The 21,392-nt window shown below is 74.8% G+C and carries 19 protein-coding genes; 14 read left to right on the top strand and 5 right to left on the bottom strand.

All coding sequences use genetic code 11. From position 1 onward, the window contains the following. Positions 1 to 34: 34 nt before the first annotated feature. Positions 35 to 640 (bottom strand): response regulator transcription factor, encoded by a 606-nt coding sequence (locus tag ABQ292_RS03355; RefSeq protein WP_369203206.1) that lies wholly within the window; start codon positions 638 to 640, stop codon positions 35 to 37. Between the two features lie 229 nt (positions 641 to 869). On the opposite strand from ABQ292_RS03355, the gene ABQ292_RS03350 reads away from it, so the two are divergent. The 10 genes from ABQ292_RS03350 (at position 870) to ABQ292_RS03305 (ending at position 11,928) form a co-directional block, all read left to right on the top strand. Then, positions 870 to 1,868 carry a DUF1702 family protein gene (locus ABQ292_RS03350; protein ID WP_369203204.1) on the top strand — a complete coding sequence of 333 codons (999 nt, stop codon included), beginning with the start codon at positions 870 to 872 and terminating at the stop codon, positions 1,866 to 1,868. A 107-nt stretch (positions 1,869 to 1,975) separates the two neighbouring features. After that, on the top strand, positions 1,976 to 2,956 hold the full coding sequence (locus ABQ292_RS03345) for a DUF1702 family protein (RefSeq protein WP_369203202.1): 981 nt from the start codon (positions 1,976 to 1,978) through the stop codon (positions 2,954 to 2,956). Next, positions 2,953 to 4,884, top strand: a complete 1,932-nt coding sequence (locus ABQ292_RS03340; protein WP_369203200.1) for a CRTAC1 family protein — start codon at positions 2,953 to 2,955, stop codon at positions 4,882 to 4,884. The genes ABQ292_RS03345 and ABQ292_RS03340 overlap by 4 nt, the downstream gene beginning before the upstream one ends. Positions 4,885 to 4,889: 5 nt before the next feature. Beyond that, positions 4,890 to 5,987: an enediyne biosynthesis protein UnbU gene (locus ABQ292_RS03335; protein WP_369203198.1), complete on the top strand. Its 1,098-nt coding sequence runs from the start codon at positions 4,890 to 4,892 to the stop codon at positions 5,985 to 5,987. Then, the gene (locus ABQ292_RS03330) at positions 5,984 to 7,387 is read left to right on the top strand and encodes a cytochrome P450 (RefSeq protein ID WP_369203196.1); all 1,404 of its coding nucleotides are present in this window, start codon (positions 5,984 to 5,986) and stop codon (positions 7,385 to 7,387) included. Before ABQ292_RS03335 ends, ABQ292_RS03330 begins: the two co-directional genes overlap by 4 nt. A 25-nt stretch (positions 7,388 to 7,412) precedes the next feature. Continuing rightward, the gene (locus ABQ292_RS03325) at positions 7,413 to 7,979 is read left to right on the top strand and encodes a DUF5987 family protein (RefSeq protein ID WP_369203194.1); all 567 of its coding nucleotides are present in this window, start codon (positions 7,413 to 7,415) and stop codon (positions 7,977 to 7,979) included. Further along, positions 7,976 to 9,634, top strand: coding sequence for an FAD-dependent oxidoreductase (locus ABQ292_RS03320; RefSeq protein WP_369203192.1), 1,659 nt, complete (start codon positions 7,976 to 7,978; stop codon positions 9,632 to 9,634). The genes ABQ292_RS03325 and ABQ292_RS03320 overlap by 4 nt, the downstream gene beginning before the upstream one ends. Next, positions 9,631 to 10,251, top strand: a complete 621-nt coding sequence (locus ABQ292_RS03315) for a hypothetical protein (protein WP_369203190.1) — start codon at positions 9,631 to 9,633, stop codon at positions 10,249 to 10,251. The genes ABQ292_RS03320 and ABQ292_RS03315 overlap by 4 nt, the downstream gene beginning before the upstream one ends. Then, positions 10,197 to 10,826: a DUF6239 family natural product biosynthesis protein gene (locus ABQ292_RS03310; protein WP_369203188.1), complete on the top strand. Its 630-nt coding sequence runs from the start codon at positions 10,197 to 10,199 to the stop codon at positions 10,824 to 10,826. The genes ABQ292_RS03315 and ABQ292_RS03310 overlap by 55 nt, the downstream gene beginning before the upstream one ends. 13 nt (positions 10,827 to 10,839) lie before the next feature. Next, complete coding sequence (locus ABQ292_RS03305) at positions 10,840 to 11,928, top strand: carboxymuconolactone decarboxylase family protein (RefSeq protein ID WP_369203186.1); 1,089 nt, start codon at positions 10,840 to 10,842, stop codon at positions 11,926 to 11,928. A 361-nt stretch (positions 11,929 to 12,289) separates the two neighbouring features. Here ABQ292_RS03305 and ABQ292_RS03300 read toward each other — a convergent pair whose 3' ends face one another. The 3 genes from ABQ292_RS03300 to ABQ292_RS03290 all read right to left on the bottom strand — a co-directional run bounded on the left by ABQ292_RS03300 (position 12,290) and on the right by ABQ292_RS03290 (position 14,879). After that, a complete protein-coding gene (locus ABQ292_RS03300) occupies positions 12,290 to 12,991 on the bottom strand; it encodes a thioesterase II family protein (RefSeq protein ID WP_369203184.1) in 702 nt (233 codons plus the stop codon). A gap of 101 nt (positions 12,992 to 13,092) precedes the next feature. Next, complete coding sequence (locus ABQ292_RS03295) at positions 13,093 to 14,118, bottom strand: AMP-binding protein (protein WP_369203182.1); 1,026 nt, start codon at positions 14,116 to 14,118, stop codon at positions 13,093 to 13,095. Positions 14,119 to 14,183: 65 nt separating this feature from the next. Continuing rightward, positions 14,184 to 14,879, bottom strand: a complete 696-nt coding sequence (locus tag ABQ292_RS03290; protein ID WP_369203180.1) for a winged helix-turn-helix transcriptional regulator — start codon at positions 14,877 to 14,879, stop codon at positions 14,184 to 14,186. 1,110 nt (positions 14,880 to 15,989) lie between these two features. On the opposite strand from ABQ292_RS03290, the gene ABQ292_RS03285 reads away from it, so the two are divergent. Together ABQ292_RS03285 and ABQ292_RS03280 are read left to right on the top strand one after the other, a co-directional pair. After that, the gene (locus ABQ292_RS03285; RefSeq protein WP_369203178.1) at positions 15,990 to 16,175 is read left to right on the top strand and encodes a hypothetical protein; all 186 of its coding nucleotides are present in this window, start codon (positions 15,990 to 15,992) and stop codon (positions 16,173 to 16,175) included. 14 nt (positions 16,176 to 16,189) lie between these two features. After that, complete coding sequence (locus ABQ292_RS03280; RefSeq protein ID WP_369203176.1) at positions 16,190 to 16,387, top strand: hypothetical protein; 198 nt, start codon at positions 16,190 to 16,192, stop codon at positions 16,385 to 16,387. Between the two features lie 143 nt (positions 16,388 to 16,530). Here ABQ292_RS03280 and ABQ292_RS03275 read toward each other — a convergent pair whose 3' ends face one another. Continuing rightward, entirely contained in the window at positions 16,531 to 17,193 is a 663-nt protein-coding gene (locus ABQ292_RS03275; protein WP_369203174.1) for a 4'-phosphopantetheinyl transferase family protein, read from the bottom strand. A gap of 583 nt (positions 17,194 to 17,776) precedes the next feature. Here ABQ292_RS03275 and ABQ292_RS03270 point away from each other — a divergent pair. Both ABQ292_RS03270 and ABQ292_RS03265 read left to right on the top strand, forming a co-directional pair. After that, positions 17,777 to 18,856: a cytochrome P450 family protein gene (locus tag ABQ292_RS03270; protein WP_369203172.1), complete on the top strand. Its 1,080-nt coding sequence runs from the start codon at positions 17,777 to 17,779 to the stop codon at positions 18,854 to 18,856. Between the two features lie 501 nt (positions 18,857 to 19,357). Then, entirely contained in the window at positions 19,358 to 21,043 is a 1,686-nt protein-coding gene (locus ABQ292_RS03265) for a (2,3-dihydroxybenzoyl)adenylate synthase (protein WP_369203170.1), read from the top strand. The last annotated feature ends 349 nt before the right edge of the window (positions 21,044 to 21,392 follow it).

The following is a 21,392-nucleotide window of genomic DNA, read 5'->3' as shown; positions in this document are numbered from 1 at the left end:
ATCCCCGTCGCCCGGCCGGCGGGGGGAGCCGGGATCAGAGCCAGTCCGCCTCCCGGGCGATCCGCACGGCGTCCAGCCGGTTGCGGGCGTCGAGCTTCGTGACGGCCGTGGTGAGGTAGTTGCGCACCGTCCCCGGGGACAGGAACAGCTGGGCGGCGATCTGCTCGACCTTGTGACCTTCCGCGACGAGCCGCAGGGTCTGGATCTCGCGTTCCGCGAGGGGACAGTCCGGCGTCTCCCATGCTGCCAGCGCGAGCTCGCTGTCGATCACCCGACGGCCCGCGGCGACCTCGCGGATCGCGGTGACCAGCCGCTCGGTCGGTGCGTCCTTGAGCAGGAAACCGTTGACCTTCTTGTCCAGGGCGCGGCGGACCAGCGCCGGCCGGCCGAGGCTGGTGAGCATCAGGGTGCGGCACTCGGGCATCGTGGCGCGCAGCTCGGTCGCGACGGAGAGACCGTCGAGCCCGGGCAGGTCGATGTCCAGCACCGCGACGTCCGGCTGGTGCGCGCGGGCAGCCGGCAGCACGGCGTCGCCGGAGGACGTCTCGGCCACCACCTCGATGTCGGGCTCCAGGTTGAGCAGGGACACCAACGCACCCCGCAGCATGTGCATGTCCTCCGCGATCAAGACCTTGATCACCCGGGGCCTCCGCTGCATCTGGTTGCGTCGCAGCGGCTCAGGGTCACCGACCGCTGCGAGGCAGATCACGATCAGTGTGTCCTGCTGCACCCGCTGCGACCACTGGAACGCGTCCCGGACCCGCCTCGTGTCGGTTTCGACCGCCCCTCGAGTCCGCCACCGCAGGCTCGCGACAGGCCCCGCGTCCTGAGCGGGCCGTCCCGGACGTCGGACGACTCGGAGGTCGGGCATGTCCCCATCACTCGGCTGGCTGGGGCGGGTGCTCGCGCCGTCACTGGCCGACGTCACCTTCGCCGGACGGGGATTCGGCGTTCCCCCGACCGCGTCGACGCCCGGGCTGGAGGCGATCCCCCAGACCGTGGTGTGCGGGTTCGAGTACGGCATGGCCGTCGACGGGCTCTGGGAGCTGGAACGCCGGTTGTCCCTGGTGCAGCCCGGGTTGCAGGGCTTCGCGTACGAGGGCGCGACCATGGCAGCGGTCATCCGGGACGCCCTGGGGGGCTTCCGGGGCCGGCGCACGCAGGACCTGCTCACCGGACCGGCGCGACCGCACGTCCTCCTGGCCTACATCGGCATCGGGTTCGCGATGGCGCGCCTGCCCCGCCCGCTGTGGCGGAAGGTCCTCCCTGACCTCCCGGGCGTACCGGAGCACCCGACCATGAGCTGGCTCGCGGTCGACGGCTACGCCTTCGACCGGGCGTACTTCGACACGCGACGGTGGGTGCACGAGCAGTACGTCCCCGCGTCCCACCCGTGGCAGGGCCGGCCCGACTACTTCCCCCGGGCGGTCGACCAAGGGGTCGGGCGCGCGCTGTGGTTCGTCAACGGGGGTGACGTGCACCAGGTCGCCCAGGCGGTCCGGCGCTTCGCCGAGCACCGCCGGGCCGACCTCTGGAGCGGCGTGGGTCTCGCGGCTGCCTTCGCCGGGGGTGCCGACGCCGGACGACTGGCGGTGCTCCGCGAGGAAGCCGGGGTGCACTGGCGTCAGCTGGCTCTCGGGGCGGTCTTCGCGTCCACCGCCCGCACGTCCGCGGGCTTCGTGCCGCCCCACACGGCCGTGGCGACCACGGCCTTCGGGAACCTCACCGTCGAGCAGGCCGTGCGGCTCGCCGGGGACACCGCCGTCCACGAGCAGGACGCCGGAGGCGGTCCGGTGCCCGCCTACGAACTGTGGCGCGAGGCCATCCGGCAGGGGCTCGGGGTGCGCCGGCTGCACCGGGCGAGCTGACCCGACCGAGCGGTCCACCAGCGCAACGGGGAAGTGGTCCCGGCTGCCGTTCCCCGCCGACGATGGACGTGAGCGAGAGCCATTCTCCCCGATCGAGAGGAACCTGCATGGGAAAGAGACTGCGGGCGGCACGGCGGTGGTTGCTCACCCCGGACCCCGTGGAGTGTTCGCTGGCCAGGCGGGGTTTCTTCCGCAAGGACGCCGCCGCCCAGGAGGCACTCGAGACGGTCGGCGCCATGTTCCTCCGCGGTTATGCCCATGCCGTCGAGGCGCGCTGTGCGGCCGAGGCGCAGGAATGGCTGGAAGAGGTCCCGGCGCCATTCCGTGGATTCGCCTACGAGGGTGCCGGGATGGGCGCCGCCGTGCTCGACGGACTGCCCATCGGGCACAGCAGGCACGTCACCGACCTCCTCGAGGGCCCCGGCGAACGGCACGTCTACATGGTCTACGTCGGGATCGGCTGGGCCATGGCCCGGCTGCCGCGCTCCCGCTGGCCCGCCCCCGCCGGGCTGGACCCGCTGCTGCGGGGTCTGGTGCTCGACGGCTACGGGTTCCACCAGGCGTACTTCCACACCCGGCGCTACGTGCACGACCAGTACCGCGAGCTGCCCTTCCGGTGGCCCGACGACGCCACCCGGGACCACTCGCACCGTGCGGTCGACCAGGGCATCGGCCGCGCGCTCTGGTTCGTCGGGGGCACCGACGTCGACCGGGTCACCACGCTGATCGACCGGTTCCCGGTCGAGCGACGGGCCGACCTGTACGCCGGTGCCGGGCTCGCGTCCACCTATGCCGGTGGCGTCGACGAGGCGGAGCTGCTCCGGCTGCGCGAGCACGCCGGCCCCTTCACCCCCCAACTGGCCCAGGCGAGTGCGTTCGCCGCCGAGGCCCGGGTGCGGGCCGGGCTGGTCCAGCCGCACACCCACGTCGCGACCCGCGTCCTGTGCGGGACGACGCCCGAGCGCGCCGCGCAGATCACCCAGGACAGCCGGCCGCTCGCTCCCGCGAACGACGGGGTCCCGGCCTACGAGTCCTGGCGCCAGACCATCGCCGACCACTTCAGCACCCTCGGAGGTGTCCGTCCATGACCGCGACAACACGCTGGCCGCGCCGGCAACTGGCCGGGATCGTGGCCGTGCTCCTGATGATCGGCATGTTCGCCGCGAGCCGGCTGCCGGAGTCCTCGGCGAGCGACAGGCGGGCGCTCGCCTCGGCCTTCGCGTTCGTACCGAGGTCGATCGCGCTCCCCGGCGGCCTGCCCCACCAGGACATCCGCGAGGTGAACCAGGACTACACGCACATCGACGCGTGGATCTCCTCGGTGGGCGCGGGGATCGCGATGAACGACCTGGACGGTGACGGCCTGGACAACGACCTGTGCATCGTCGACCCGCGGACCGACACCGTCTCGGTGACCCCCACCCCGGACGCCGGACAGGACCGGTACGCGCCCTTCACCGTGAGCACGGGCACGCTGCCGATGCCGGAGGCGATGGCACCCATGGGGTGTGCTCCCGCCGATCTGGACGAGGACGGCCGGATGGACCTCCTGGTCTACTTCTGGGGCCGCACGCCCGTCGTCCTCCGGGCCGACCCGACGGTCGACGGCCCGCTGAGCGCCGCCTCCTACACGCCCTCCGAGCTGGTCCCCGGCGTGGGTACCGACACCTATGTCGGGCCGCAGTGGAACAGCAACGCGGTGACCATCGCCGACTTCGACGGTGACGGGCACCAGGACGTGTACCTGGGCAACTACTTCCCGGACGGTCCCGTGCTCGACCCGACCGTCAGCGGCGGCGTCGCGATGAACGACTCGCTGTCGAACGCCGCCAACGGCGGGGCGGACCACTTCTTCCGGTTCACCGGTACGTCGGGGGAGGGCACTCCGACGTTCCAGCAGCTCCAGGACGTGCTGCCGGCCGACCTGTCCGCGGGCTGGGTGCTCGGTGCCAGCGCCGTGGACGTCGACGGCGACCAGCTCCCCGAGCTGTACCTGGCGCAGGACCACGGCCGCGACGCCATGCTGCACAACCGCTCCGTGCCCGGCGAGATCCGGCTGGAGCCCGTGCAGGGCACGAGCTCGCCGACCCTGCCGAAGTCCAAGCGCGTCGGCGCCGACTCCTTCAAGGGCATGGCCGTGGACTGGGGTGACCTGGACGGCGACGGGCTCTACGACCTGTTCGTCAGCAACATCACCACCTCCTTCGGCATCGAGGAGAGCAACTTCCAGTTCATGAACACGGCCGGCAGCAGGGCCGAGCTGCGAGCGGACCTGCAGAACGGCGTCGCCCCCTGGACCGACACCAGCTCCACCACGGGGACCGCCTGGAGCGGCTGGGCGTGGGACGTGAAGATGGGCGACTTCGCGAACTCCGGCGAACTGTCGATCGCCCAGGCCAACGGCTTCGTCCGGGGCGAGATCAACCGGTGGCCGCAGCTGCAGGAGCTCGCCACGGCCAACGACCTGGTGGTCGAGGACCCGAGCTGGTGGCCGAACCTGCGGTCCGGGGACGACCTGGCCGGCGACCAGCGGCTGCACTTCTTCGTCGGCACGCCCGACGGCCGGTACGTCGACCTGGCACCGGAGCTGGGCCTCGACGTGCCGGTGCCGACCCGCGGGATCGCCACCGGGGACTCCGACGGGGACGGACGGCTGGACCTGGCCGTGGCCCGGCAGTGGGACCAGCCGGTCTTCTACCAGAACGCCGCACCCGAGCCGGGCGCCTCCCTGGGCCTGACGCTCAGCCACGCCGATGCCCCGGGATCTCCCGTCGTCGGGGCCGAGGTCTCGGCGACGACGGCCGACGGCCGGACCGTGATCGGACGTGTCGACGGAGGCGGTGGCCACTCCGGCAAGCGCAGCCACCAGGTGCACCTGGGCCTCGGGGACGCCACCGGGCCGGTGAGCGTGCACCTCACCTGGCGTGACCGGTCCGGTCAGGTGCACGACGCGGACCTGCAGCTCGACCCCGGGCGGCACTCGCTGCTGCTGGGCACCGACGTGGAAGAAGGGTGAAGGAGATGTCCGACCAGCAGACCAGCGGACCGGTCGCGGTGGTGCCGCCACCGGTCGCCACCTCCACGGGGCGGAGCGGGGGACCGCAGCACGACCCGAAGGTGACGACCGCCCTCCGACGCTTCGCCATCTCCATCTCGGTGTTCAACGCGTTCGGGTACACCGTCCTGGGTTTCGAGCAGCCCTGGCTGTGGCCGTTGCTCGCCCTGGCGACCGCCTACTGCCTGGAGATCGGCCTGGAGACCCTGGGTGCCCGGGTCGAGGGACGGCCGGCGCGCTACCGGGGCAACGGGGTGCGCGGCGTCGTGGAGTTCCTGTTCCCCGCGCACATCACCGCACTCGCCGTCAACATGCTCACCTATCCGAACGACCGGGTGCTGGTGATGTTGTTCGGGGTGGTCGTCGCGGTCGGCACCAAGTGGGTGCTCCGGGCCCCGGTCCGCGGCCGCCTGCGGCACTACATGAACCCGTCCAACTTCGGCATCGCGGTGATCCTCCTGGTGTTCCCCTGGGCCAGCATCGCGCCGCCGTACCACTTCACCGAGAACGTCAGCGGCCCGATCGACTGGCTGATCCCGGCCGTCATCCTGGTCACCGGCACGCTGCTGAACGCCAAGCTGACCGGTCGGATCTGGCTGATCGCCGGCTGGCTGGTCTTCTTCGTGCTGCAGGCGGTGGTGCGGGGGTGGCTGTTCGACACCGCCATCCTCGGGGCGCTCGGCATGATGACCGGGGTCGCGTTCGTGCTCTACACGAACTACATGGTCACCGACCCGGGCACGACGCCGTCCAGGCCGGGATCGCAGTTCGCCTTCGGAGCCGGGGTGGCCGTGACCTACGGGCTCCTCACCGCGGTGCACATCGCGTACGGGCTCTTCTTCGCCACCGCGCTGGTCTGTCTGGTCCGCGGCGGGTTCCTCTGGGCCCTGCACTTCGTGGAGCAGGCGCGGGCACAGCGGGAGGCGCGACCGCGCGAGCACATCGGGGCGGTGGCCCCCGTCGTGGCCCCCGTCGTGGCCGCCGTCCCGTCCGGGCCGGACGTCGACGTCCCGGTCCCGGTGTCGGTCGGCGCCGAGCGGACCGACACCGAGGTGGCGGCGTGACCCAGCTCGCGAGCCGCCCGCGGGCGGCTGCGCCCGCGGGCGGGGCAGGCGCCCTGCGGCCCTCGCCGCCGGGTCCACCGCTCACCGCCGTCCCCCGGCTGCTCCGTGCCCTGATCACCGATCGGCTCGGACTGATGGCCGAGGGCACGCGGTACGGCGACGCGGCGCGACTGCGGATGGGGCCTCGCACGGTCCACCTGTTCAACAGCCCGGAGGCCGCCAAGCACGTGCTGGCCGACAACGCCGACAACTACGTCAAGGGCATCGGCCTGGTCCAGGCCCGGCGGGCCATCGGCGACGGTCTGCTGACCAGTGACGGTGAGCTGTGGAGGACCCAGCGCGCGCTCATCCGGCCGGCGTTCCAGCACAAGCGGATCGTGGCCCGGGCCGACGTCGTCGCCGGCGAGGCGACGGCCCTCGCCGGGCGGCTGGGGGAGCTCGTCGGCCGGGGGCCGGTCGACGTCGGCGAACGGATGACCGAACTGACCCTCGGCGTGCTCGGCCACGCACTGCTCGATGCCGACCTCGCCTCGGCCGCCGGTGGGGGGGTGGCTCGGATCGGACGGGCCTTCGAGGCCGTGCAGGCGCAGGCCATGTTCGAGATGGTCACCCTGTCCGCCGTGCCCACCTGGCTGCCGCTGGCCGGCCAGCTCCGCTTCCGGCGCGCTCGGCGCGACCTGGAGCGGATCGTCGCCCGCCTGGTGCACGAGCGCGGGCGGCGCCCACCGGGGGAGGACGTGCTGTCCCGGCTGGTCGCGTCGGCGGGACGGGAGACCGACCCCGCGGTCGGACGCCGCCGGGTCCGCGACGAGCTGGTCACGCTGCTGCTGGCCGGCCACGAGACCACCGCCAGCACGCTGACCTGGACCCTGCACCTGGTCGACCAGCACCCGGACGTGGCCCGGCGGCTGCACGAGGAAGCGGTGGCGGTGCTCGGTGACCGGCCACCGCGCTACGAGGACCTGCAGGCGCTGACCTACACCGCTCAGGTGGTGCAGGAGGTCATGCGGCTCTACCCCCCGGTGTGGATCCTGCCCCGGCAGGCCGTCGCCGACGACGAGGTCGCCGGCTTTCACGTGCCGGCCGGTGCCGACGTGGTGGTCTGCCCGTACACCATGCACCGCCACCCGGGGCTGTGGGACGACCCGGCACGGTTCGACCCGGAGCGCTTCGCCCCCGACCGGACCGAGGACCGCCCGCGCTACGCCTACATCCCGTTCGGCGGCGGGCCCCGCTACTGCGTCGGCAGCCAGCTCGGGACGATGGAGGCCGTCTTCGTGGTGGCCACCCTCGCCCGTTCCCTGCGGCTGCGTGGCATCCCCGGCCGAGCCGCCGTACCCGAGCCCATGCTCTCGCTGCGTGTCCGCGGCGGGCTGCAGATGACCGTCCACCCCGTCTGACCCCGTTGTCCTCCTGGAGGGGCCCGTGCCCGACACGACACATCTCAGCGGCGACCAGGTCCTCACCCTGGAGGCCTTCGCCGACACCATCCTGCCCGGGGAGAAGCGGACCCCCGACGACATCGCGATCGCCGGCGCCTCGGACGGGCCGGGAGCGGTCGCGGCGGGCGCCCTCGAGCTGCTGTGCACCCCGGCGACCGGGCTGACCGAGTCGCTGCCCCTCCTGGCGGACATGCTCGACCGGCACGCGACCGCGCACGCCGAGGCGCACGAGCTGTCGCGGCCGGAGGTCGTGCCGCCGTTCGTGGCGCTGCCCTTCGACCACCGCACCCGGTTGGTCGCCCAGCTCACCGCGCCCGGCCACCCCGAGAAGGAGGGCTGGGTGGGGCTCGCCCTCTTCTGCAACATGGCCTTCGACAGCGCCGCCCACCTGCACACCGTCGACGCGATCGCCGCCGGGCACCCGGGGCTGGCCGCCATGGGGTTCTACGACCCCGGGGACGACGGTCTGTGGCGGTTCCCCGGCTACTCCTACGGCGGCACCCCGGCCGCCCCGCACCCCTCCACGACGGCCTCCGGGAGCCCGGCATGAGCACGCTCGAGAGCACGGACGTCCTCGTCGTCGGCAGTGGCTTCGGCGGCGCGATCACCGCCTACCACCTCGCCGCCGGTGGCGCCCGGGTCACCGTCCTGGAGCGCGGCCCCTGGCTGCAGACCACCGACTTCGAGCACGACCTCCTGCTCGGCTCCTCCTACACCCGGGTCTTCGACTTCACCGTCGGTGACGGCATGAGCGTGCTCGGGGGCAACTGCGTCGGGGGTGGCAGCGTCGTGTACTTCGCGGCGATGCCCCGCGCCCCGCGGTTCGTCTTCGAACGGCACGGCAGCATCGGGCGCCGCATGTGGCCGGCGGAGATCACCCGGGACAGCCTCGACCCGTGGTACGACCGGGTCGAGGAGGCACTGCCGGTCAGTCAGCAGACCTGGGACGACGTGTCCTACTCCGGAGGGCTGTGGGCGGCGGCCTGCCACCACGCCGGCCGGACGGCGAACCCGACGCCGGTGGCGATCGACACCTCACGGTGCACCAACTGCAACTGGATGATGGCCGGCTGCCGGTTCGACGCCAAGCGCTCGCTCCTGACCAACTACCTGCCCGCGGCGCTGGCCCACGGCGCGCAGATCCGGCCACTGCACGAGGTGCAGCAGATCTCGCGCACCGACGGCGGGTACCGGGTCGACTACCGGATCGTCGACGACGCCGACTACCGGGTGCTGCACGACAGCGGCAGCATCGAGGCGAAGATCGTCGTCCTGGCGGCCGGGGCAGGAGCGACCCCGGTGATCCTGCAGCGCTCCGAGGCCACCCTCGGCGCCATGCCGCACGGCGTGGGCCGGTACTTCTCCGGCAACGGGGAGCGGCTCAACACCGCGGTCGTCAACGAGGACCGGGTCCGTGAGGTCCTCGGCCTCTCCCGGCCCGACGGTGTGCCCTACGAGGCCAACCAGATCGGCAAGGGACCGACGGTCGCCTCCTGGGACCGACTCGACGGTGCCCTGCCGGAGTACGAGCGCTACTCGCTCGAGCAGCTGTACTTCCCTCCGGGCCTGGGCACGATCCTCGCCCAGGTGCCGGGGGCGGACGGCCCCAGCTGGTTCGGCCGGGACAAGAAGGAGCTGCTCGAGCGCTGGCGGTCGTGGCTGACGATCTTCCTGATGACCGAGGACGACAACGAGGGCGTCTTCGGGCCGCCGCCGGCCACCGGGAACGCCGACCGCATCTCCCAGCAGATGCTCGGCCGCGGCCGGCTGTCCTACCACCCCACCGCCAACACCCGGCGTGGCTGGGCCCTGGCCGATGCCGAGGTCAAGGAGATCCTCGAGGCCGACGGCCTGGCCACCGTGGCGCCCTGGACGAACGACGTCGTCGGCGCCTACACGGTGCACCCGCTGGCTTCCTGCCGGCTCGGTGACGACCCGGCCACCTCGGCGCTCCACCCGAACAACGAGCTGCGCGACCACCCCGGCATCTTCATCACCGACGGATCCGCCGTGCCCGGTGCCCTCACCGTCAACCCGGCCATGACGATCGCGGCGCTCGCGGAGCGAGCGGTGCCGGGCATCGTCGCGGCGGCCCGCGCGCGTGGCGTGGAGGTGACCTACGGCGCCCCGGCCCCCGACGGCAGCACCAGCGCCCGACGCGGCACCGCGCACTCCGCACTCCGACTCATCGGGAGCCCCGCATGACCACGACCCGCCCCGCCGCGCAGGCCACCGCCGGTCCCCACGCCCGGTGGACCGGCCCCAGCGGCCGCCTGAACACCACCTGGCACCGTCGTGCGCTGCTCGTGTTCGCCGTCGTGGTCATCGCACACTGGGGCGAGCACCTGGCCCAGGCGGTGCAGATCTACGTCATGGGCTGGCCGGTACCCGAGGCAGGAGGTCTGCTCGGGCTCGCCGTCCCCTGGCTGGTCACCTCGGAGTGGATGCACTACGGCTACGCGCTGGTGATGCTCATCGGGTTGGTGACCCTCCGGCACGGCTTCACCGGTCGCGCCCGCCGCTGGTGGAACGCGTCGATGTGGACCCAGGTGTGGCACCACTTCGAGCACCTGCTGCTCCTGCTGCAGGCCTCGACCGGCGCCTACCTGGCAGGCGCGGTCAAGCCGACGAGCATCGTGCAGCTGCTGGTGCCCCGGGTGGAGCTGCACCTGTTCTACAACACCCTGGTGACGCTGCCGATGGTCGTGGCGATGGTGCTGCACCACCGGCGGACCGCTCGGGACGCGCAGGACGTCACCGTCCCGGCGTGCAGCTGCGGGACGTCGGTGCGTCGGCGCGCCGGCCTGGTCGCGGCCGGCTGACGCAGGTGCACCACCACCACGACACGTCCCTGGGCTGGTCCCTGGGAGCAGGCTGGTTGCACGTGCTGCTGGTCGCCGCGGTGCTCGTCCTCGCGGCCTCGGCCCTGGCACGTCCGTTCCTCGGTTCCCCGGGCCGGCGGTCCCGAGCGGCGCTCACCGTCGTCGCCGCCGGTGCGGTGGTGGCCCTGCTGGTGCTCAGCGACGGGGTCGACGGCCCGCGTCAGCTGGTGGCCCTCGCCGTGCTGGTCGCCGTCCTCCCGGTGCTCGTCGCGGCCCGGCAGGGGACGGCACTCGCGAGAGGCGCCCGTCGGGCCGCGCCCTGGGTGGTGGCGGCGGCCAGCACGGTGACGGTGGTCGAGGTCGCCCGCGCCCGGCTCGGCGCTCCCGGGCCGGTGCTCGAGGCCCGACTCGTGGACAGCGCGCTGCTGGCCGCCGTCGTGGGGCTCTCCTGGCTGTCCCTGTGCAGGGCGCCGTCCTGGCGGGTCGGGCGCAGCCGCGGCGTCCTGGCCTGGGCGCTGGGCTGTGCGGTCCTGATCGGCACGGCCACCGCCACCGTCACCGGGACGGCGATCTGAGGGGGGAGCAGCCGTGACACCCGCACCCATCCGGTGGGCCCTGCGGGAGGGGGTCGCGCGGATCCGTCACGTCGGCGCCGTCCCTCCCCGGTCGGCGACCGGCACCGTCGCCCGCGTCTACGCGGCGGCCGAGCGGGAGTTCGGCCTCCTGCCGCCACCGCTGGCGCTGCACTCGCCGGAACCGGCGCTGCTGGCCGCCAGCTGGCTCCTGCTGAGGGAGACGTTGCTGGTGGAGGGCCGGGTCGACCGGGCCACGAAGGAGGCCGTGGCCGCGGCGGTGTCACTGCGCAACGCGTGCCCGTACTGCGTCGAGGTGCACGGCGCCGTCCTGGGGGGCGTGCACGGGCACGCGGACGCGAGTGCCCTCGCTGCCGACCGGATCGACGACATCGGGGATGGTGCCCTGCGTGCCGCGGCGACATGGGCGCGGACCGGGGGACCGGGCACGCCACCGCCCGTCGCGCCCGAGGATCTCCCCGAACTGCTCGGGGTGTGCCTCACCTTCCACCACCTCAACCGGATGGCGCACGTCTTCCTCGGGCCGTCCCCGCTGCCGCCGGCCGTGCCCAGGGCGGCCCGGAGGACGACCCTCGGGGTGCTCGGCCACGTCCTGCGGCCCGCCGCCCTGCGCGGCGTGCGCCCCGGTCTCCACCTGGACCTGCTGCCGCCCGCCGAACTCCCGGGCGACCTGTCCTGGGCAGCTCCCGACCCGCTCCTGGCGGCAGCGCTCGCGCGGGCGTGCCGCGCTGTCGAGGCAGCCGGCCGACGGGTGCTGCCCGATGCGTGCCGCGCTGCCGTCGCAGCGGCACTCACGGCCCACCCGGAGGGCACGGCGGGCCTGCTCCTCGACGAGGCGGCGATGCTGGACGCGGTGCCCGAGGCGGACCGGCCGATCGCCCGCTTGGCGCTGCTCACCGCGCTCGCTCCCCATCGAGTCGGGGACGCCGTCGTCGAGGCGTTCCGGCGTCGACGGCCCGCCGCCGCGGATCTCGTCGGCGCGGCCACGTGGGCCGCCTTCACGGCCGCCCGGCAGGCCACCGCGGCGTCGGTGCGCACCGCCGTCCAGGAGAAGACCCCGGCCCCTCCGCGAGGGGACCCTTGACGTGCCGGAGCGGATCCCGGACCGGGAGAGACCATCGACACCTCCGACTGGGTGGATCGACTCCTCGGACGGCCCACGATCCGGTGGGTGGCCGCCGAGCGCGCTGCGATGACGCGTGTGCACGGTGTGCCGTCCCGACGTGCCGACGACCGCGGGGACGCCGCACCGTGCGCCTCCCGGACGTCGGCTGCAGCACCCGCGGCCCGGCTCCGCCGGCCGGGGGACCGGTGCCGGCGGTCGCCGGCACTCCGTCGACGGCCGGCCCGGACGCGCGGCATCCGGGCCGGCCACGGGCAGAGCGGCCCGGGCCGCCTCCGTCACCTCGGTCGTGGACCGTGCGGCGCCGGCCTGCCCGGCGGGGTCAGGCGGCCTCCAGCACGGCGTCCTCGGCGCCGAAGGCAGCGGTGATCTCCGTGGCCACCGCGGCCCGGTTGTCCTCGTCGAGCAGGAAGAAGTGACCGCCGCGGAAGGTCCGCAGCCGTACTCCGGCCGGTGCCCGGACCCGCCAGGTGTCGAGCGTGCCGGCGGGCACGATCTCGTCCCGGTCGCCGACCAGCACGGTGAGTGGCACGCCGATCGGCTGCGCCGGGTGGCAGTGGGCGAGCCGGACGCTCAGTGTCAGGTCCGAGCGCAGCCGGTCCAGCACCTGACGCCGCCACGCCGAGTTGCCCAGGACCTCCTCCGGGGTCCCCCCGCCGCACCGGAGGACCGCCACGAGCTCCTCGTCGCTCCACCGACCGGCGCGCTGGGCGGCGGAGCTCCCGGAGGGATGGGCGCTGAGGACGCCGGCGGTGAACAGCTCGGGCGCCCTGACCAGTGCGGCCGAGGCGATGGCGGCGCCCAGGCTGTGCCCGAACAGCACGGTCGGGAGGGTCGGCAGAGCCGCCAGCTCGGCGAGGATCGCGGCGACGACGCCGTCGGGGTCGGACGGCGTCGTGGTGCAGGGCTCGTGGCACCGGCGCTCCCGGCCCGGCAGGGTGACGCCGAGGACCTCGTAGTGGTCGGGGACGTGCCGCAGCAGCGGTGCGAGGACGTGCGGACCCGCCCCCGCGTGGGGGACCACGACCAGCCGTCCCCGCGCCCGCGCCGGGACAGGCCGCAGGGGAGCCGTCCACGAGCCGGTCGCGGATGGTCCCCCGCCCGGCCCGAGGCCGCGTCCTGCCGTCATGCCACGTCCGCCCGGTGGGAGCCCGGGACACGGTCGGGTGGGGCCAGGGCTGGTGCGCCGGTGGCCTCGGTGTGTCCCGCGGTGGGCCCCGTGGTGCGGCACGGCGCCATGGCGACCGTCGACCCGTGGAAGTGCACCAGGGGCACGCGGTCCCCGAACAGATGGTGCCAGCGGCGGGCATCGGCCGCGGTCGGCTCCTCGCCGTCGAGGACGACCTGCCGCAGGGCCGGGAACTCCGGTCGCCCGGCCGCAGGTGCGTCCAGCAGGAGCCGGAGCGTCACCGGGCCGGCGTGCACGACGGTGATCCACTCGTCGTGGATCCAGCGGCGCATGGCGGCGCCGTCCCAGCGCACCGAGGTCGGCGGGACGCAGACCGTGCCCCCGCACGTCAGCGGCACGAAGACGTCCCTGAGCATCGTGTCGGTGGCCAGCGGGCCCAGTTGGCTGACCCGGCAGCCGGTGCCGGCCCGCAGCAGGCCGACCACCCGCCGGATGTCGTGGTCGACGGACCCGAGCGTGCGCACGGCCGTGCGGCGCCCTCGCCCGGTCGGGAACGCGCAGCAGGGGTCGCCGGGGACCGGGCGCCGCACGTACGGGCCACCACGGCCACTCACCCCGGCGGTGCACGGGACGTGGACGGCGACGTCCGGGGCCGGCCCGCTGAGCACCCGCTCGGCCAGCTGCCGCTCGCCGGAGCCGACGACGGCGGCGGTGCGACGCCCCAGCCCGGCGACCACCCGGCGCAGCATCCCGGGGTCGGTGACCGGGTCCAGGGGGATCGCGACGCCGCCGACCCGCAGCACCCCCAGCAGCCCGGCGACGAACTCACGGCGGTCCTCGGCCAGCAGGACGACGGGGGACGCCGGCCGAACGCCCGCGCGCTGCAGGGAGACGGCGACGTCGTCGGCCCTGACGTCCAGTTCCGCGTAGGTCAGCAGACCGTGCGGGCACTCCACGGCGACCCGGTCCGGAACGCGTTCGATCGTCCAGGCGACGAGCGACTGGATCGCTTCGAAGGCCATGCGGGTCCCCCTGACTTCCCGGCCGGTTCGCCTCCGTGGGTGGCGGCGAGGTCTCGGTGGCGCCGTCAGTGGACGGCCAGACCCCGTGGTGCCGCGGGGGCGGCCGGGATGTGGAACAGCTCGGTGAACAGCTCGAGGTCCTCGGCCCGCCCCTCGACCTCCACCGAGCCCGCGGCGATCGCCTCCGCGGCGGAACTGCGGCCGTTGAGCAGGTCGAGCAGACCCGGGCCGTGCGGTGTGATCACCAGGTCGGGTGCGTCGTGCGGGCCGGTGTCGACCTTCAGCGCCCCGTCGTCGACGACTGCGTGCACCACCATGTCCTCGACGTGGTTCAGCTGGTACACGATCTGGACCCCGGCGGCCGCCTCGGGCCGGAAGGTGGTGTACATCGACAGCACCGCGGCGTCCAGGGTGAAGACGTCCCCCGGCCCCGGGTAGTTGAGCGAGCGGGCGCCCCACAGTCCCAGGCTCAGGACGATGTGGTCGAGTTCGTTGCCGTACTCGGTCAGCTCGTACACCACGGCGGCGTCGAGGTCGCCGAGCACCCGCCGGCGGACCACGCCGCTCTGCTCGAGCTCGTTGAGCCGCGCGGCGAGCAGGCTGGCCGGGATCCTGGGCAGGGTGGCCTGCAGTTCCGGGAATCGCTTCGGCCCCAGGATGAGGTCGCGGACCACCAACATCGCCCAGCGTTCGCCGATGATCTCGAGAGCGCGCGCGAGGCCACAGAACTGGCCGTAGCTGCGGGTCACGTGGGTGGGCATGCGTCGATCCTCACTTCTCTCGCCGTCCGGACGGAGGTGTCGAGTGGGTGGGGCGCTCAGGTCCAGCGGACCGGGGTGTCCGGGTGGGCCGGGCGCTGCCGGCCTGGATCGCCGGGGCGCGAGGAACGCGGCGGCGGAGCCGGCGGTGGACGCCGTCCGGGCAGTGGTGGTGTCCATGCCGGTGGTCCTCTCGTCGGGCCACGCAACGGCCTGAGCAGGGCCGGTGCAGCGGTTCTCGACGGTAGGGGGGCGTCCAGGGGCTGACCACTCGTCGATTGCGGCTCCTCACCGAGGGTGCGGTACGGCGGCAGGCCGCCCGCGGAGAGCAGTCCCCTGCGCGCGGGAGCGGACCGCCGGCTCGTCCCGGTGGAGGGGACGCCGCCGAGGACGGGCCGCACCGGCGCCCTCCGGTACGGACGGTGCAGCGGTCACGGACAGCCGCGCAACGGCGGAGAAGGAGCCGGCTGCTCCCGGTGCGACCGTGGGTGACGTCCCAGCGGACCGACGCGGCCATCCCGACACGAGGAGCCGGGGACGAGCGGCGATCGCCCTTCTCCTGAGGAGGATCCATGGACACCACCGCGGCACCGTCTCCGGCGCAGCCGACCGGGTCGGGACGTGGGCCGGCCTCCTCGCCGACGGAGGAGGCCCCCACGGAGGAGGCCCACAGGGGAGCCCGGCAACGCCCCCGGCAGGCACCTCCCGTGGCTGGCTCCGGTCCTGCGGTGACGGAGCCGTTCGGCCCTCACCAGCGCCTCGCCGACGTGCTCAGCACCCTCCATGCCGGTGTCCTGCGCGACGATGACCGGCACGATCGGCTCGGTCAGGACCCCCGGAGGGGTGCTCGTCGACCGCGAGCCCGGCCGGGCGAGCGGCCACCGGACCGGCCGGTGCCGGTGGTGAGCCCGGAGCACCCGTCCGCGACCGACCGGGGTCAGCAGCACGACCGGGTGTGACGGAGTCCGACGCGCACCGCACACCGGCACGGGGTCGTGACCCCGGCACCGACCTCGGACTCCACGGCCGCAGACCCAGGCGAGGAGCCGAGACCCGACCCATGTCCCAGCGGCGGACGTCCCGGCCGCGCCTCGAGCCCATGAGGAGACCACGGTGGGAGACCAGTCGACCCCACGAGGAGGACTGTCCAGCCAGCTGGACCACGCGGAGGAGAGGTACCACCTCGAGGTGCTCTCCGACGCCATCTGGGACCTGGAGGGGCAGTTGGCACAGGTGAAGGCCCAGCGGGCCGAGTTGATGAACAGCCTCCAGGCCGACCGGCGGTCGAGCAGGCGCTGACGAGAGGTGGAGAGATGATCGTCCAGGACGACCTCGTCGGCCAGTTCACCGTCGACTTCGCTCAGGCGTGCGTGGACCTGAGCCGGGCCCGCGGCCGGCAGCAGCAGAAGGACACCCCGGCCCACCGCGCTGCCGTACGAGCCGGCTACGCGAGGATCGACGCGCTGCTCGACTCCTTCCTGCAGGCCAGCCAGGTCCGCCGACGCGGGTGACCCCGAGCGTCGTCGGGGTCCGGACCGGACGCCGGGCCGTACACGGGCCGGCGTCCGGTCCGTCCCCGGTGGACCACTGCGCCCCGTCGGCCCGGCGGGCGCTCCTCCGCTCCCCGCCGGTGCGGGTGGGGAGTCCCGGTGGGTCAGGCGCCGGCGGCGGCCAGGAGAGCAGCGCCGTCGCGCACCTCCACGGGCGGCGCTGCGACGCCGATCCCGGCGATCGCAGCGCAGTGACCCGGCGCCACCACCAGGTCGCGCACCCACATCGGCGACCGGGGCCGGGCGCCACCCCAGCGCACCAGACGCGGCCCCGGCCCCAGCTCGAGATCGGCCATCGGGGTCGCCAGCCCGTCGCCGGTGGCCTTCAGCAGAGCCTCCTTGCGGGTCCACGTGGTGAAGAAGTCGCCGGAGTCGTCCTCGCCGGGCGCGCGGACGTGCCGGGCCAGCTCGTCCAGGCCGTCGATGGCGCGCCGGCGCTCCACGTCGAGGCCCACGAGGTGGTCGGTCGAGACGGCGACACCGACGACGTCCCCGGAGTGCGTCAGCGAGAACCCGGGTAGCCGGTCGCCGACCAGCCGCGGCTTGCCGTGCTGCCCACCGCAGCGACAGGTCCGGTCCACCTGCAGTCCGGCCGGAGCGGCGCCGAGGACAGCGCCGAGCGCGAGCCTCGCGAGCGCGTGCGCGGCGAGGTGTCGGGCTCGGTCGTCGGGGCGGCGCAGCCGCTCCAGCCGGGCTCGCTCGTGGACGTCCAGCAGAGCGACGAGCGCGCCGGCCCGCTCCGGGGGGACCGGTGCGGCCCACCACACGGTGCACGTCGGCGGTCGCCCCTGCGGCGCGTGGCGCCGCCGTCCCGGGAGCGGCCGCGCCGGGTGTCCCCGCTCCCGCGGTCCCGCCGAGGGGAGGCGCGCCGATCCCGGTGACACGGGTCGCCGGCGGGCCTCGGTGGGTGGACCGTCCTGCACGCGGACCTCCATGGTGCACACGCCGTCCCGGACTGCCGACGCCGACGCACGGCGGCGGCAAGTGCCGGAGCGGCGGGCGTCCGGCCCCCGTCCGGGGACCCCGTCGGGGATGGTCGACGGCGGCGGCGGCGACTGTGGCACGGGCCGGGCGGCGGGGACGTCTCCAGACCTGCGCCGGCCCACCGCGCCACCGCTGGGGCCGGCCCCGGCACTGACCTGAGCCGTCCGAGGCGCGGTCGAGCAGTCCTCGAGCCGGGCGCCGTAGCGTCCCCGGCCGGCCCGGCCCCGGGCGACGCCCCACCGTTCCTGCCGGTGCGGCGCGACGGTGTCCTCGCGGCGCCGCCGCCCTCGGGGACGCGCAGCCGGAGCCTGGCTGCCGAGGCTCCTCCCTCTTCGGCGGGCCGCTCATCCACGACAGGAGGACGACGTGACGACCGAGGCCCCCGACTCCGCCACCCGGGCACCGGGACCCCCGACGGGCTCGCCGGCTCGCGTGCTGCTGCCCGACGGGCAGCCCGTGTGGATCGTCCGCCGCGGACCCGACGTCGCGGCACTGCGCCACGACCCCCGGTTGGCCACGGCGCCGCCGGACCAGGGATCCCCGCGCCGCGCGAGCGACCACCTGACCCGGTGGCGGCACGAGGACTGCGCCGACTCCCCCGAGGGCCGGCGGGTCCACCGCCTGCTCGGGACGCTCGACGTCGCGTGCCTGCGCCGCCCGGTGGGTGAGTCCGTGCAGCGGTGCCTGGACGAGGTCGAGACGGCCGGTCCCCCGGCCGACCTCGGCCGGCTCCTGGTCCTGCCGACCACCGCCGACGTGAGCTGTCACCTGCTGGGCGTGCCGCGGGACGACCGTCCCCAGTTCGGGGCATGGCTCCGGGAGTCGTTCGCGACCGCCGGCGGGGGCACGAGGCGTCGGACGTGGAACCGCGAGGAACTGCTCGGCTACCTGTGCGAGCTGGTCGAGACCACGGTGCGGATGCCAGGGGAGGGACTGCTCGGCCGCCTGGTCGAGACGGCCCGTGACGACGGCGAACGACTGTCGGAGCTGGCGTTGGTGCACGCGGCGCAACTGGTGCTCACCGAGGTGTACGAGCGGGTGGCGGGCCTGGTGGTCGCCGCTCTGGTCCCGGTGCTGTCCGACGCGACCCCGTGCGCCGCGACCGACTCCGCGGGGGCGCTGCTCCCTCCTGCGGTCGACGAGGTGCTCGGCCTACACGCGTCCTGGTGCTCCGGGATCACGGTCCGCTACGCGCGGGCGGACATCCCGCTGCAGGGCACGGTGATCCCGCGGGGCGCGCGGGTACTGCTCGACGACCGGGCGGCCGAGGGCGTGGCCGTCCGTGACTGCGCCGGCTCGGCGCTGGCGCGGCTCGTCGTCGTGGTGGCCAGGACGGCACTGCGGGAACGCTTCGCCGTCGCGCGGCTCGTCGGACCGACCCCGCGGCCACCGCGCCACCGCACCGGGGGCGGCGCGGGGTCCGCGGATGTCCTCCTCTCGTGGTGACCTGAGCCCGGCCACCGGGGTCCGACGAGCCCGCCCGGCCGACCCGGCCGGACGCCCGGTGGGGCTGCCCAGCCGGCCCCACGACCTGCCGGCGCGAGGTCCCGGTCGCGGGCTGGACGACGACCGTGGCCGGTGCGGTCGACCGCAGCCCGTTCCGGCCCGGTGCGCAACGACGAGGAGGTGTCGGTCCTGGTGGGGTGCCAGGGTCGTGCGTGGGTCCCTCCGTCGTGCACCGCCGGTGCGCGTCGCCGCGGCTGCGCGGGAACGCCCCGGGGCAGCCGGTGGACACCGGCGCCCGACTCGGCGTGGTCAGGGACCGGGACCAGAGGAGGGGATGGTGGGGATGACGCTGGCGATCACCGACGAGGAGCTCGCCCCGGAGGACCTCGCCGTGGCGCGGTCCGCCGTCCGGCGGGGGCCACGGAGCGGCCCGGCGAGGGGGCCGGCGCCGGGTGCCCGCACCCGTGTTGCCGGCCCGGCGCGCGGCACCAGGAGGCCGGCGTGACCACCGGCGCTGTCGCACCCCCCGCCAGGACCGGTCTCCCGCCGGTGTCCGCTGACCGGACCGGGGGACACCGCTCGGGGAGCCACTCACCGGGCGGTCCGCTGGGCACGCGCCTGGCCGCCACGGCCGCTGCGGCCCCCGACCGGGTCTGCCTCGTCGACGGGGACGTCCGGATCACCTTCGGTGAGCTCGTGAGCCGCGCCGACGGCGCCGCGCTGCGGCTGCGCGCCCTCGGCGTGCGTCCTGGCGACCGGGTCCTGCTCCAGCTCCCCAACTCCTGGGAGTTCGTGGTCACGCTCGTGGCCTGCCTGCGTCTGGGTGCCGTCGCCGTGCTGACGCTGCCGGCCCACCGCAGACAGGAGCTGACGGCGGTGGCGAGGCACTCCGGTGCCGGCGCCCTCGTGGTCCCCGACGTGTGGCGGGGACTCGACCACCAGGCGATGGCGCACCAGGTCGCACAGGACCTGCCCGGCGTGCCCCACGTCCTGGTGGCCGGCTCGCAGATCGGCTCCGGGAGTCTCGACCTGCGGGCCCTGTGCGCGCCCGCGCCCGACCCGGCAACCGCCGCAGGCGAGCTCGACGCCGGCGCTCCGGACGGCGCGGCAGTGGCCCTCCTGCTGCTGTCCGGCGGCACCAGCGGCACCCCGAAGCTCATCCCGCGCACCCATGACGACCTGGCCTGCATGGCGACCCGGTCGGCGACCATCTGCCGGCTGGGTCCCGGGTCCACCTACCTCGCGGCGCTGCCGCTCGGTCACGGCTTCGCCCTGGTGAGCCCCGGCGCGGTCGGCACGCTCCTGGCCGGTGGGGCGGTCGTGCTGTGTCCCTCGCCGGCCCCGGAACAGGCGTTCCCGCTCATCCGGCGGGAACGGGTGACGGTGACCTCCGTGGTGCCGGCCGTGGCCCAGCGCTGGCTGCAACACGCGCTCACGCGCGGCGCGCCGGGGGAGTCCCTGCAGCTCCTGCAGGTCGGGGGTGCCCGGATGCCGGACGACGTGGCCGCGGGCCTGGGGCCCGCGCTCGGTTGCACCGTGCAGCAGGCGTTCGGCATGTCCGAGGGCCTCCTGTGCCTGACCAGGGTCGACGACCCCGTCGACGTCGTGCGCCACACCCAGGGCCGGCCGATCTGCCCCGACGACGAGGTCCTCGTGGTCGACGCGGCCGGGCAGCCGGTGCCGCTGGGCCGACCCGGCCTGCTGCTCACTCGCGGGCCCTGCACCGTCCGCGGCTACCACGAGGCTGCGGAACTCGACCGAGAGGCGTTCACCGAGGACGGCTGGTACCGCACCGGGGACGTCGTCCGGATCCGGCCCGACGGCAACCTCGTCGTCGTGGGCAGGGAGAAGGACGTCGTCAACCGCGGTGGGGAGAAGATCGCCGCCGCCGACGTCGAGGCCAACGCGCTGCGCCTGCCTGGTCTGCAGGCGGTGGCGGCAGTGGCGATGCCCCATCCCGAGCTGGGGGAGGCCATCTGCCTCTACGCGGTCGTGGCGGAGGGCGCCGACGTCACCCTGGCCGACGTCCGGCAGCAGATGGTCCGGGACGGTGTCGCACGCTTCGCCCTGCCCGACCACCTGGAGGTGGTCGACGACCTCCCCCTCACGGCTGTCGGCAAGGTGGACAAGCGGGCCCTGCAGGCCGGCCGCCCTCCGCAGCCCGCCGAGGTCCCAGCGGGGACGTGACGCCGCGCCGCGCGGGCCGACGACGCCCTCCGGTGGCGCTCGCGACCGGGGCCGGCCCCGCGCCCGACCAGGCGCGGGGCCGGCGGCGGCTGCCGCCCGGCGGGCCGGTGCCGTGACGGTGGCCGGCGAGTCCGGGCGACGTCCCTGCGTCCCGCCGACGACCGCCGGATGGGAGAAGACGACGGCGTCCCCGGCCGCGCACGATGGCACTCGCCGGATCGCAGTCCCGACGGGAAGACCGCCGCACACCTCTCGAGAGCGGAGCGGGCCAGTCCCGCCGGACCCCCGATCGGCCGGGTGGGGGGCGCGCGCCGGGGGGGCGGGCGCCCCCCCCCCCCCGCGCCGGCCG

It is taken from the genome of Geodermatophilus maliterrae (assembly GCF_041018925.1).
Taxonomy (GTDB): Bacteria; Actinomycetota; Actinomycetes; order Mycobacteriales; family Geodermatophilaceae; genus Geodermatophilus; species Geodermatophilus maliterrae.
Note: the sequence above shows the minus strand (reverse complement) of the source record. Positions and strands in the feature narration are given on the sequence as shown.